General features: G+C 39.4%; 12 protein-coding genes. 8 read left to right on the forward strand and 4 right to left on the reverse strand.

Features of this window, described 5'->3' with window-relative positions:
* Positions 1-74 precede the first annotated feature (74 nt).
* Together ACHWSC_RS11740 and ACHWSC_RS11745 are read right to left on the reverse strand one after the other, a co-directional pair.
* A complete protein-coding gene (locus ACHWSC_RS11740) occupies positions 75-1,457 on the reverse strand; it encodes a HAMP domain-containing sensor histidine kinase (RefSeq protein WP_313188266.1) in 1,383 nt (460 codons plus the stop codon).
* Positions 1,447-2,127: a response regulator transcription factor gene (locus tag ACHWSC_RS11745; protein WP_075990802.1), complete on the reverse strand. Its 681-nt coding sequence runs from the start codon at positions 2,125-2,127 to the stop codon at positions 1,447-1,449. Before ACHWSC_RS11745 ends, ACHWSC_RS11740 begins: the two co-directional genes overlap by 11 nt.
* Positions 2,128-2,529: 402 nt before the next feature.
* On the opposite strand from ACHWSC_RS11745, the gene ACHWSC_RS11750 reads away from it, so the two are divergent.
* The 6 genes from ACHWSC_RS11750 (at position 2,530) to ACHWSC_RS11775 (ending at position 7,731) form a co-directional block, all read left to right on the forward strand.
* Positions 2,530-3,933, forward strand: coding sequence for a WG repeat-containing protein (locus ACHWSC_RS11750; RefSeq protein WP_394676878.1), 1,404 nt, complete (start codon positions 2,530-2,532; stop codon positions 3,931-3,933).
* On the forward strand, positions 3,923-4,363 hold the full coding sequence (locus ACHWSC_RS11755; protein ID WP_083663466.1) for a hypothetical protein: 441 nt from the start codon (positions 3,923-3,925) through the stop codon (positions 4,361-4,363). Before ACHWSC_RS11750 ends, ACHWSC_RS11755 begins: the two co-directional genes overlap by 11 nt.
* An 83-nt stretch (positions 4,364-4,446) precedes the next feature.
* Positions 4,447-5,007: a YeeE/YedE family protein gene (locus tag ACHWSC_RS11760; protein WP_198386026.1), complete on the forward strand. Its 561-nt coding sequence runs from the start codon at positions 4,447-4,449 to the stop codon at positions 5,005-5,007.
* Complete coding sequence (locus ACHWSC_RS11765; RefSeq protein ID WP_088160009.1) at positions 5,008-5,421, forward strand: DUF6691 family protein; 414 nt, start codon at positions 5,008-5,010, stop codon at positions 5,419-5,421.
* Positions 5,422-5,506: 85 nt separating this feature from the next.
* Positions 5,507-6,322, forward strand: coding sequence for a sulfite exporter TauE/SafE family protein (locus tag ACHWSC_RS11770; protein WP_120333056.1), 816 nt, complete (start codon positions 5,507-5,509; stop codon positions 6,320-6,322).
* Positions 6,323-6,333: 11 nt separating this feature from the next.
* On the forward strand, positions 6,334-7,731 hold the full coding sequence (locus ACHWSC_RS11775) for a rhodanese-like domain-containing protein (RefSeq protein WP_394676879.1): 1,398 nt from the start codon (positions 6,334-6,336) through the stop codon (positions 7,729-7,731).
* Positions 7,732-7,857: 126 nt separating this feature from the next.
* On the opposite strand, the gene ACHWSC_RS11780 is transcribed toward ACHWSC_RS11775, so the two are convergent.
* Positions 7,858-8,715: a hypothetical protein gene (locus tag ACHWSC_RS11780; protein ID WP_394676880.1), complete on the reverse strand. Its 858-nt coding sequence runs from the start codon at positions 8,713-8,715 to the stop codon at positions 7,858-7,860.
* 160 nt (positions 8,716-8,875) lie between these two features.
* Between ACHWSC_RS11780 and ACHWSC_RS11785 the strand changes: the two genes are divergently transcribed.
* The gene (locus tag ACHWSC_RS11785; RefSeq protein ID WP_394676881.1) at positions 8,876-10,753 is read left to right on the forward strand and encodes a M1 family metallopeptidase; all 1,878 of its coding nucleotides are present in this window, start codon (positions 8,876-8,878) and stop codon (positions 10,751-10,753) included.
* A 101-nt stretch (positions 10,754-10,854) separates the two neighbouring features.
* Here ACHWSC_RS11785 and ACHWSC_RS11790 read toward each other — a convergent pair whose 3' ends face one another.
* The gene (locus ACHWSC_RS11790) at positions 10,855-11,976 is read right to left on the reverse strand and encodes a glycoside hydrolase family protein (protein WP_394676882.1); all 1,122 of its coding nucleotides are present in this window, start codon (positions 11,974-11,976) and stop codon (positions 10,855-10,857) included.
* Positions 11,977-12,246: 270 nt separating this feature from the next.
* On the opposite strand from ACHWSC_RS11790, the gene hemW reads away from it, so the two are divergent.
* Complete coding sequence (gene hemW / locus ACHWSC_RS11795) at positions 12,247-13,479, forward strand: radical SAM family heme chaperone HemW (RefSeq protein WP_394676883.1); 1,233 nt, start codon at positions 12,247-12,249, stop codon at positions 13,477-13,479.
* The last annotated feature ends 88 nt before the right edge of the window (positions 13,480-13,567 follow it).

The raw sequence follows: 13,567 nt of genomic DNA on the forward strand, positions 1-13,567 counted from the left end.
TGAGTTATACTTATCTCTGGTACAAGTATATCACAGCCACCTAAAAATGGAATAAGGATGAGATTAAAATGAAATTAGAAAGGAGTTTTTGGGATTGTAACAACGACCAGAGTGCCTTGACCTTCCGTCGAATTGAGGAACAATTCAGCACCATGAAGGTCAAATATATTTTTGGCTAAAACAAGCCCCAAACCATTGCCATAGATATCACCGACATTAGAAGCGCGGTAAAAAGAGGTAAAAATATGTGGCTGGTCTTTTTTAGGAATACCTATCCCTTGGTCAAAAACTTTTATCGTAATATTTTTGCTATCGCTACTTATGGCAACGCCAACCTGCAGTCCATTGCCGTACTTAAATGCATTTGAAATAATATTGCTAAAGGCAATAAAAAACAGATCCGGGTTAGCCAAAACCGTAAGCTCATCACTATCTTCTGGAATTTCTGTTAGATCAAAAGAAAGCTTGAGGTCCTTATGAATACTTTTTTCGGCTTTATAAATTTCATAGAGTAATTCGTCAATTCGAATAATTTCTTTATTGTCCACTTCCCCCTTGAAGCCCATGCGGGATAGTTGCAAAAGATTGTTGATAATCAACTCCATTTTATCCGCATATTTCGCGATCGTCTCCAGTGAATAATAAGCTTCATGCTCTTTCGACAGGAGCTGTTGTGCCAATTCGGCTTCTCCCCCGATAATTGTAAGTGGGGTCTTTAGCGAATGAGAGGCATTTCCGATAAAACTTTGTTGCGACTGAACCGAAATATCCAATCGGCTAAGCATTGAATTTAAGTTCGCAATCAAAACACCCAATTCATCTTTGCTATTGCTAAATTTACTAAACAGGCGATGGTCTAAATGTGCGATATCAACTTTGTCTAAATCATTGTTGATATCCTTAATGGGTTTCAATAATCGGTCAGCAAAATAAAAAGACATCAGTACAATTAAAAAAATCGCCAAAATCCCACCTGTGATCAGGGTACGATCCAATTGACGCTGTTCATCATGGCCATAATCATCAATCCCTTCCGATACAACAATCAAATTTTCCTGGTGAAGATGATCCTGAAAGAATACCGCTACAAAGGCAGTCTTACCATGCATGTATCTTCCCTTTCCATGACGAATTACATCGGCATAGAATGTTTTTGGCATAGGCAGCTCAGGCCTCAATTGAACACGATCACTTCCCTTAACAACACGAATGAGATGGTCTGTTCCTTCAGATAATTGTTTCAGGTATTTACGTTTTACCTGAATATAGAGTGCCCTATTTTCATCCTTCTGATGGACGATATGGTCTCCGACAATCACGGCGTTCTCTTCTAGCCGATGAAAAAATTTGGTCTGTAGACTGTCGTACGTGAAATAAGACACATAAATGGCAAAAACAACAAGCAGCAGGGTGCTGATGATAGAAAATAGGAGAACTATTTTGGTCCTAATTTTCATGACGGATTACATAGCCCATACCGATCACCGTATGGATAAGTTTACGTGAAAATTGTTTATCGATCTTTTTCCGCAGATAATTTACATACACGTCGACAACATTGGTGCTTAAGTCAACATCCATACCCCATACTTCTTCCAGAATATCGATCCGGCTCAATACCTTATTTCGGTTGAGCATTAAAAATTCAAGTAAACGAAATTCAGTAGCTGTGAGAATAATAGGAGAATTGGCACGTTGAACCGATTTACTGTCTCTATCCAATTGAAGATCGTCAAATACCAATATATTTTTTTGCTCGGTAACTGTTTTGGATTTGCGGCTATAGCGACTGATTCGAGCTTTTAATTCCTCTAAACGAAACGGCTTCGTCAAGTAATCATCCGCATCCCTGTCAAAGGCCTCAACAATGTCCTCCGTTTGATTTAATGCTGTTAAGATAATAATTGGGACTTCGTTGTTAGACATCCGAATGTTTTTACAGACATCTAAGCCATTCATACCAGGCAACATCACATCCAATAGGATCAAGTCATAGCGGTTCAATCCCGCCATTTTTAGACCAGTATAACCATCCATAGCAATACTAATATGATAGCCTTCTTCTTTTAAGCCTCTTTCGATCAATGATATGACGGATGGTTCATCCTCTATTAGTAATAGTTCCACAGGTATCTTTTTTAAACAGTAAAAAATTCGAGGTTTGTAAAATACAAAATTAACATTTCACCTTTTTCCAAAAAGCGACATTCCTTAATTATTTTCGCTTTTTCTTGACGATTATATGATAATAACCTATAAAACAAGTAAAAAACACATAGAACTTCAAGAGCGCTATCTTAACCGCCGTCCTTATAACCATTTATTTCACTTGGTATAGAAATAGTCCACAACGCAAGATCTTTACTCAAAATATAAGACGCTAGCACCTGAACCCTAAGTACAGATCAAAAATCGGTTTTAAACAATCAAATACAATAATATCTATTTTTGAAAGAATTTCCACAAACAACGAAAGATTATTTCAAAAATCAATCGAATTTCAATATTTTTGTAGCTTAAAATCACACAATGAAACAATTTATCCTTTGTTTACAGTTGGCGTTTTTTCTCCTTATCGGACAAGGACACGCTCAGCAAAAGCTATATAAAATTTCATATCAATTTGCTGATCCTGAAACGGGAACAGATACTGCATCTTCAGAATTCATCAAAATATTGGCTGGAAATAATGAAGCATTAATGCAGGCCTTCATCACCAAAGACCAGATGCGCATTGAAAGTTTATTATTCGGAAAATCGATACAGATCAGCAATATCCACGAAGGCAGTTCTTTTCTACTGGATGAAATAAATAAAACCTATACTGCAACAGAGCTGGCCACCGGCAAACTCATTGAGACTGCCGTAAACGAGGGTGATAATTATGCCTATTCGGGAGATTTTGAGATCAGCTTAGTTCCCGATCAAAAGAAGATAATTGCAGGAATCACCTGCGAAAAAGCAACATTCAATCTAACAGGTAGCCAAGATCCACAAACGGAAATTACCGTTTGGTATGCACCAAAATTGCCAAAGTTATACTGGGGCACTTACGATTATCTCGAAAAAGTACCCGGGGCAGCGCTCTATATCGGATCGGCCGGGCTCGGAATTCAAGCGACCAAGGTAGAAGAAATAACATTCGACAAATCACTCTTTGAAATTCCTGCGGATTATGAAGAAGGTGAACCTATTGAGGAAGCTGTAGATTCCACGCTAAACGACCATCTATCTTGGTATCAAGATTCCAATACAGCATATTTTGGTGTACAGGACAGCTTAGGGAACAAATTAACACCAGCAAAGTATACGGCAATATATAGCTATGTAGGAGATTATGCTATCGTAACTGATGCAGCGCAAATGTTTGGCTTAATAGACATACAAGGCAAAGAAGTTATTCCATGTCAATATGAATCGCTCAGTTTAGAAACCGAAGGCGGTCCAGTGGTTTACATGAGCGATCTTAAGTATGGGCTGTTGGATACAAACGGTAAAATATTGCTGCAGGCCAAATATGACTTTATTTCAGTCCCTAGCCCAGAATATGCACTTTTTACGGAAGGAGATCATACGGGTATCATGGACCAAAAAGGCGCTGTTTTACTTCCTGCCAAATATGAAACCATTTCGGATTATCGCGATAATCTCGCGTTAATTCTAGTCAACCAATCCTACCAGCTTATTAATAAAACGGGGCATAATCAACTTAAAACGGATTATGAGTTTCTATCTTTTGCGGGTGAAAGACTTCTACTGGCATTTAATGACAATAAATATGGGTACATTGATTACACAGGGAAAGTCGTTGTTCCATTTAAATTACAAAATGCCCAAGCTTTTGAAAACGGGCTAGCGCTTGTAACGGAGGATCTAGAGAATTTTTACTATATTGACGCAAAAGGGAATTTTATCAAGAAATATGAAGAGTAATCCACAGACATTCCACTTGTCGACATTGCATCGTGGAAAATACATGTTAATCTTGCTAATTTCAATCTTTTTGATCGGAATGGGAATGTCTAAAGTTCCCATACAGGAAATTCTCAAGATTATTATTGCTCTTTTAATGATTCCTTTAGCACTGTATCTGGCCATAAAGTCTTCGACTTTGTCGTCGACTTGGGTCTTGGATGAAAATACACTTCAGATAAGCAACGCTAAAAAAACAATCGTTTTCCCTTTGAATAATATTTCTCATATCAGGAATCTCAAACGTTCCGGTGGCAACCTGATCATTATCAACCAAAACAAAGGGCCAGCCTTCCGTACCTGGCGCAACAAATTATTTCAAAAGGAAGATGATCTTCCCCTGCTAACGGAAGCCCTAAAGGACGCTGACATCGAATATTACGACCTATAAATTCTTTCTTCCTTCGGTAACATTTGTTACAGGCTTTTGCAAAGGCAGTATGTACCTTTGTAACATCACTTAAGAACAATGTTATGCTATTGGAATACATCAAACAACCATGGCCCTGGTATATTTCAGGACCTTTAATTGCACTGGTCATGTACCTGCTGCTCAAACAGGGAAAGGATTTTGGCATGTCCAATAATCTGCGTACCATGTGTACAGTATTAGGGGCCGGAAAAACTTCCTCTTTTTTCAGATTCGATTGGAAGACCCAGTCATGGAATTTATTGGTGGTACTAGGGACAGCCATTGGCGGTTTTATTGCACATAATTTTCTGAGCGATGGCACTGCAAGCCAGATTAATTCCAAAAGTGTTGCCGACTTAAAAGAGCTGGGTATTATCGACCATCTACAAGGCTACCTTCCTGAATCCATTTTCATTTTCGATGGATCTTTGTTTCAGTTTCTACTTTTAAGTATTGGCGGTGTATTGATTGGGTTTGGAACCCGCTATGCTGGTGGATGTTCATCCGGCCATGCTATTTCTGGACTTAGCAATTTTCAGCTTCCTTCTTTGATCGCCGTTATAGGTTTCTTCCTAGGTGGGATCATCATGGTTCATTTTTTATTCCCGCTAATTTTCGCATAAATGAAAGCACTAAAATTTATTTCCATCGGTATATTGTTTGGAATCATCTTATACAAATCAGAAGCCGCATCATGGTATAGAATCTACGAAATGTTTCAATTTCGTTCCTTTCATATGTATGGGATTATCGGTACAGCACTGACCACAGCAATTATAATCGTACAAATCATCAAGAGAAAGCAAATCAAAGATAGTAACGGGATGCAAATAGCATTCCATGATAAAGACAAAAGTATTACACGATACCTGCTCGGGGGAACAATCTTTGGCTTAGGCTGGGCATTGACAGGCGCTTGTCCGGGACCAATGTTTGCCCTAATCGGTGCTGGTTATTGGACTATAGGGATCGTCTTGCTTTTTGCTTTGTTGGGTACTTGGCTTTATGGTGTCTTGCGCAATAAGTTGCCGCATTAGTTTTAACAAACTGCTTTATACCAAATTACCTCATATACGCGCAATCTGACGCCTGTACCACGGGTTAAAATTTTAGAAAGAGAAAATGGAATTAATATTTATAGCTGGTTTTATATTAGCTGTTCTGGTCGGCCTATCAATGGGTTTGATGGGTAGTGGCGGAAGTATTCTAACATTGCCAATATTTGTTTATATTTTTCATATAGAACCTCAATATGCATTGGACTATTCGTTGTTTTCTATAGGAATATTAGCCTTGGTCGGATCAATTTCTCCGTTGAAAAAAAGAGAAATTGACCTGAAAACTACGGCCATTTTTCTCTTTCCATCGCTAATTTCGGTCTATTTGACCAAGCGTTATCTCCTTGTAGCCATACCAGAGTCATTCCACCTGGGCGAAATAGCAATCTCCAGAAACCATATCATCATGCTGCTTTTCTCGATTGTGATTCTGATTTCTGCGACAGCAATGGTACGAAGACGTAAACAGGTTCAGCACGATCGATTCAGGGGCGGAATTGGCCAGATTTTCAACGTTGTCCTCGTCGGATTGCTCGTCGGTATCTTGACTGGCCTGGTAGGTGCAGGAGGAGGTTTTATCATTGTACCGGCCCTCGTATTACTCTTAGGAATTCCACTTAAGCAGGCCATTGCCACCTCGTTGTTTATCATCGGTTTAAACGCCTCATTCGGTTTGATCGCGAATTATCAGTTCCTGGAACATATGAATTGGTTTATATTGGTTACCTTTACGTTAATCACTTTAATAGGCCTCCAAATTGGTTCCAAATGGAAAGACAAATTAGATGCAGCAAAATTGAAAGGTATTTTTGGATACTTTTTAATTAGTATCGGCATCCTAATCTTCGCTTTCGAATTCATTCAATTTGTAAATCATTAAAATCACACGTTATGTTTTTTCAACACATTTTTGAGTCATCTTTAGCACATTCGAGTTATATCATTGGTTGTCAAGCCAAGGGTGTAGCGCTAGTCATTGACCCTAAAAGAGATGTAGACAGCTATCTTGAGATTGCACAAAAGAATAATCTGACCATAACCCATATTGCGGAAACGCATATACACGCCGACTACCTTTCAGGTACGCTAGAATTAGCCGCATTGACAGGCGCCCAACCTTATCTATCCGATGAAGGTGGAGAAGATTGGCAATATGAATTTCCACATATTGGATTAAAACATGGAGATCAATTTCAAGTTGGAAATCTGATTTTCCAGGTTATCCATACCCCCGGACATACGCCCGAGAGTATCAGTTTTGTATTGATTGATACGCCTGCAACCATGGAGCCAGTCATGATATTTACAGGTGATTTTGTATTTGTTGGAGATATCGGACGCCCAGATCTGTTGGAAAATGCCGCGGGAATGATCGGAACCAAGGAAATTGGAGCCCACCAAATGTACCGATCGTTGCAACATTTCTTGGCTCTACCTGATCATATTCAAGTATGGCCCGCACACGGGGCCGGATCCGCTTGTGGAAAGGCGCTAGGCGCCGTTCCGAGTTCAACAGTTGGTTATGAAAAAATACGAAACTGGGCGCTTCAATACCAACACAACGAAACAGCCTTCGTAGAAGAGCTATTGTCAGGACAGCCCGAACCGCCACGCTATTTTGCTATGATGAAAAAACTCAACAAAATAGCACGGCCTTTGCAAACAGCAGTTCCTCAGTACAACAAGTTAACGAACGAAACTTTTCTGGATTTATACCACAAAGGAACAACTGTAATTGATACACGCCATAAGTTTGAGTTTGCCAAAGGATATCTCCCAAATAGCATCAATATTCAGCATAACAAAACGTTTAATACCTGGGCTGGCTGGATCCTTAATTACACGGATCCCTTTATACTCATTGTAGAGGAAAGCCAATTGGACGACATTGCCCGCAAGCTTATGCGCATTGGATTGGATCATGTCGCTGGATATGTTACGCCTGATACGATTCCTCATTTGGGGATTCCATTGGAACATCAGCAACTCATCGGTTTCGAAGAGATGAATAGTGTATTGGGCAAATCCGATATCCAAATACTTGATGTGCGCAATGCCGCTGAGTTTTCAGAGGGCCATTTGCCGCATGCGACTCATATCTTTGTTGGTACAATTGCAGACAATCTTAACAAAATTGACCGAACTAAACAGCTATACCTGCATTGTCAGTCCGGAGACCGAGCAACCATAGCGGCATCCATATTGGCGAAAAATGGTATTAAGGACGTCAAAATTTATAGTCCTTCCATCAATGAATGGAAATTAAAAGGTGGAACATTGGTACAATAACATATACAAAAAGATCCCAGGAATATTTACCCCCTGGGATCTTTTTTAAAGAACCAAGCTATACGATCGAATTTGAGTTGCCATTGCATATAATAAAGAGCAATTCAACTCGTCAGTATGTTTCGTTTATAGACTATTTCTATTGATCCGCAAGAATTCGATGATCTCATCCTTCTTCTCTTCCATCTTGCCTTTCTTTTCCGTAAATTGGTGATTATAGATGGTCAGGTACTGATGGTCGTCCGTTTCAGATTCATATAATTCGGCAGTGGCAAAAGAGAAATGCTCTTCTTCATCCGAAAGATGGTCATACACATAGGCAAAATCATGATTACCCAAGGAGCTTACTACAGCATCTTTATCCGCCACGAATTTTAACCTTCCGGGCAATGTCCGCTTATTCATCCATGCTTCGTCTTTTTCAGAAAAAGGATAAATAGTAATACCCCTGAATGCCATAATAATTGGGGTAATCAGAATAATACCCATTTCAATCGCCCACACGGCCCACAACATACCGCCCGAAACCGGACTCTTTTTCAAGGTAAAAGTGCCGACTTCATTTAAACCCTGCATCGCTTCCCAAATAAATGAAGGGTGTAAGAAAAATGCCTTGAACCCCTCCAGATTAAAAGACGATTTTACCCAGGTATCTCCGCCCATTGTCCCCTCCGCATTGTACATCAGCGACACAAAAAGAGCCCATTGGGCATAAAAGCCTAAAATTGCAATCAGCAAAGTAATCAATATTGCAATGCCCTTATTTCTTAATTTCCATTGTTTGAAACAGAAATTAAGAACATAGAATATTCCAGCACCAAATCCCAATGTAATAAATACATTAAAATAAATAATAGGAATAAACCATTGCAAAGCGATGTAAACAATTGCCAGGACAATGCCACCCACTGTACCTAGCACAAGAGATCCAATAAATGCCAAAGCAGGAGCCTTTCCCGAGGGCTTATAATATAGATTTTCCATAAAAACAGTAAAATTGATTTTTAACTTAACAGATAAATCCCCTAACCAAAACCAAGCCAATTCTCCAAAGACCAGTCAATTTTCGTCAAGATTTGATGACATTAACTTCGTTACATTCGTTTAAGTGCCATTTATTGAGACAATTTTGTAAGTTTGGGGCATGAAAATCAAAATAATATCCTTTTTTACACTTGCATGTGTATTAAATATTTGGGGGGCAGTAGCGAAGGCCCAAAGAAAAGGATTCTGGCAACAGAAGGTTGACTACAACATGGATGTCAACGTGGATGAAAAAGCATATCAGTACGATGGAAAAATGACCTTGAAGTACAGTAATAATTCAGGGCAGTCACTAAAAAAGGTATATTTCCATTTATATTTCAATGCGTTTCAACCAGGATCGATGATGGACTATCGATTACAAAACATAAGTGACCCCGACAAACGAATGGTCACTAACTTGGGTACAAAAGAAAAACCGGTATATCAAAGCCGTATCGGAGAGCTGAAAGCCAATCAAACTGGTTATCAGAAAATTAAAACCCTAACAGTCAATGGTGCCAACACAACATTTAAAATTGATGGAACTATTTTGGAGGTAACTTTACCAGTTGCAATCCAAGATGGGGAAACAGCACGTTTTGATATGGAATGGACTGCACAAGTTCCGGAACAAATCAGAAGAACTGGCCGAAATTCAGCCGAAGGTGTAGCACTATCTATGGCGCAATGGTATCCGAAGATGGCTCAATTCGATGAATTCGGCTGGCATTTGGATGAATATACGGGCCGTGAATTTATTGCCCCTTTTGGCAACTTTGACGTTACCATACACCTCAATAAAAATTATGTCGTTGGTGCCTCAGGTGTTCTTCAAAATCCATCAGATGTCAAAGGTTATCAACAGAAAGCGAAAGTAAAAGCCGTCGACAATAAAGCAACATGGCACTATAAGGCCCAAAATATCCACGATTTTGTATGGGCTGCAGACCCCAAGTTTGTCGTTGATTCCGCTTCAAGTAAAAATGGCATAAGAGTGTATACCGTGTTCTTGCCAACAGACAAAGAAGTGATCTCGAATTGGAAAACAGCAATAGGCCTTTCTACCGAATTCTTTGATTTCTGTAGTACGAAGTTTGGCAAATATCCATGGCCAACTTATACCATCATTCAAGGTGGAGATGGCGGAATGGAATATGGTACAGCTACGCTTATCACAGGTGGCCGCAATCTAAAAAGCCTTGTCGGTGTAATATTCCATGAATCGGCACACTCTTGGTACCAACAATTGTTTGGAATCAACGAAACCGTCGATGAATGGTTTGATGAAGGCTTCACATCCTATGTCGAGGAGTTGGCTATGCAGCATATCTTTGAAAAAAGAGGTGCCATAGCATCTAACCCGCAAATTGCAGCCTACCGTGGATATTATAAATTGGCCCTTTCAGGTAAAGAAGAACCGATGAGTTTACTGGCAGATTATTATAACACCAACTATGGCTACAGCAACGAAGCGTACAACAAAGGTGCCGTGCTTGCAGAACAGTTGGGTTATATTATTGGTCAGGAAAATTTAGAAAAAACCTTCTTGAAATTCTATGACATCTGGAAGTTTAAACATCCGACACCAAATGATTTCAAACGCGTTGCTGAAGATGTTTCCGGTATCAACTTAAAATGGTATTTCAACCTGTTTATCAATACGACACGTCAAATCGATTACGCCATTGAAAAAGTAACAGATACAGAAATCCTATTGGCCAATAAGTCCAATTTTGCCATGCCACTGGATGTTTTGGTAGAATACACCGATGGAAGCAAAGAATTATTTTATATCCCTTTGCGTGAAATGCGTGGAGAAAAACCAGAAGAGCATTTTGACATTTACAAAGGTGTTAAAAGAACCGTGCTTGAGGATTGGTTCTGGACCAAACCCGACTATACTATCCATGTGTCGAAAACACCAAAAACGGTAACAATTGATCCTTCATTGCGATTAGCGGATGTAGAATCGGCAAACAACAGTTTTAATAAGTAACTAAATATATTTCCCATTATCCGAACAGATGGGAAAATCAAGACAGCTTCCAACCCCAATATATACGACGCGGTTTGGAAGCTGTTTTTTAATTCCGTGGATTATATACTCTTAAGAGGAATAACCATATTCCATGTACGTTCAAATTGATAGGATTCTGAACCATCTCCCGTAGCAGCAAACAAATGAGTAGGCTTCCCATTTTCAAATAGTAAAAACGGTCGTTCAAAATTGGCCTGATGACTCGTCGTGCCATCATCCCATTGAATTGTTTTAGAATAAGCTTTTACAGACTTCGAAAGATGCCAATCTATGCCATCCTTCGAATAAGCATGTATCCCGCCTCCCTCTTCACCGCAGATCTTTCCGTAACGGTCCTTCATAATAAGTTCAAACTGCTGACCGTTATACCAGACAAATGGATCTTCTACATCGTTTTCATGGTTTTGGTCCGTATGGAATGAAAAAATAGGCTTGTCCGATAAACGGCGATAAGGTCCGAGGAAAGAATCCGCTTGCGCGGCTCCCAATAAAAGTGGTGGATTATAATTTACTGGGGAAGATTTATAAACTAAATAAACCTTTCCGTTCGGTAAGACAACTGGCGAAGGATTTGATGTAATGGAGGCATCCCATTCCCCTTTTCGGGGATTCAAAATCGGTTGATCAACTCTTTTCCATGGCCCTGCAATTGACTTGGAATAGGCCATCCCAATACGTTTATGCATCCAGGCTTTCTGGCCTAAGCCTGACTCCCATACGTTTTCTGTAAAAGAGGGATTTGGTTCATCATAGTTATTGCCAAAGTAATAAAGCACATAATAGTCACCATTTTTTACGATTCGAGGATTGTGTGTTGTACAGCCATCAAAATATTGCTTCCCCCGGGCAGGCAGTACAACTTCAACAAATTCGTATGGCCCTTCAGCGGTATCTGAAATAGCCCTGACGACTTCGGAGTTTGTCACCCAATTACCAAACGCATATTTTTTGCTCCAACGCGAAGCAAACATATGATATCGTCCATCTTCTCCTTTTATGACCGATGGATCCCAAATCCAATAATCTTTCATCGCAAATCCTCCTCCTTTTGGCGCCGGTAATAACTTATCTATAAAGGAGTCTTCAAGACTGTCCCCCAAAGCATATCCATGGTTTGAAAATAGGAAGAAGCCAGAAACACCGGCTACATTTTTTAGAAAGTCTCGACGAGAGGTTTTCATACGTTTTACATTTATTAGAAGAAAATAATTCGTTCTTTAATCTATTTGATAGGCTCCCATGAAATAATTTACACGAGCCTGATACCGATAGCTTTTTTATTTTTAGAAGGAAACCTTTGAATTCACTCCTCCTTCATCTGACATTAGGTGCTATATTGGTTCTTTCTACCAACAAATATTGACAACAAGATAAAGAATAACTAGCTTGCTGTCAACCATCTTTTAGATGATTCTTCCATCCTATTGCACTTTCTTTTTAAATCACTTCGTGTGCGGGCGGAAGAGTCCGACGAGTATTTCTGGATACATCGTCGAGAAAGAAGAAATAATACGAATAAGAAGCGAAGTTGGTCAGGTCTTGGTATATTTGTCCCCATGATTTATGTCCATATCCCCTTTTGTAAACAGGCTTGTCATTACTGTGACTTCCATTTTAGCACTTCACTACAATACAAAAGTGAGATGATCAATGCCATACGACGGGAAATCGAGCTCAGAGCAGCCTATTTGGAAGACAAAAAAGTCGAATCGATCTATTTTGGTGGTGGCACGCCATCCTTATTGGAAGCTGAAGAGATCGCACGGATCATCGATACGATAGCAATGCATTTTGACATCGTAAATCAGGCTGAAATTACGCTGGAAGCAAACCCCGACGATCTAAATGCGGCCAAAGTAAACAGTCTGCGGAATACAGCAATCAATCGATTCAGCATAGGCATACAGTCTTTCTTTGAAGAGGATCTTAAATGGATGAACAGAGCACATAATCAGCAGGAAGCACTGGCTTCTATCATGCGGGTGCAAGATGCTGGATTTGAAAATATTACCTGTGATCTTATTTATGGCTACCCACTGTTGACTGATGAGAAATGGCGCCACAATATGCAACAGCTGATTGACTTTGAAATTCCCCATATTTCTTCGTATTCCATGACCGTAGAAAATAAGACAGCATTGGATCACTTCATTAAAAAAGGCTTAAGTCCAGCTATAGATTCAGATCAGGCAGCGGATCAGATGAGTCTACTTATTCATACATTGAAAGCCGCGGGATATGAACAATATGAAATTTCCAATTTTGCAAAAAATGGCCTTTATGCACGTCACAACACAAATTATTGGAAAGGTAAACATTATCTTGGTATAGGCCCTTCAGCACATTCGTTCAATGGAACTTCCAGATCCTGGAATGTTTCCAACAACGCGAAATATATGACCTCAATCAATTCAAACCAACTTCCCCTGGAAATTGAGGAGCTTTCTACGCTGGACCAGATCAACGAAAGTATCATGACTTCGCTGAGAACCATGTGGGGACTGGATTTGATTGCGCTGGAAAGCAAATTCGGGCAATCTGTCAAAAACCGAGTCCTAAAGGATGCTGAACCATTTCTAGGAGAGAAAAATCTCGTTTTGGAAGAAAACAAATTACGCTTGACAGATCCGGGTAAATTAATGGCTGATCATATCATGTCCGAATTATTTATAATAGAGAATTAACAAATAAATCGCTAATATTTTATTAAAATAATAATATTACAAGTATTTACATTTAAAAAATTACGAAAATAAAAATATAAATCTATTT

This window comes from uncultured Sphingobacterium sp., from assembly GCF_964277905.1.
Taxonomy (GTDB): Bacteria; Bacteroidota; Bacteroidia; order Sphingobacteriales; family Sphingobacteriaceae; genus Sphingobacterium; species Sphingobacterium siyangense.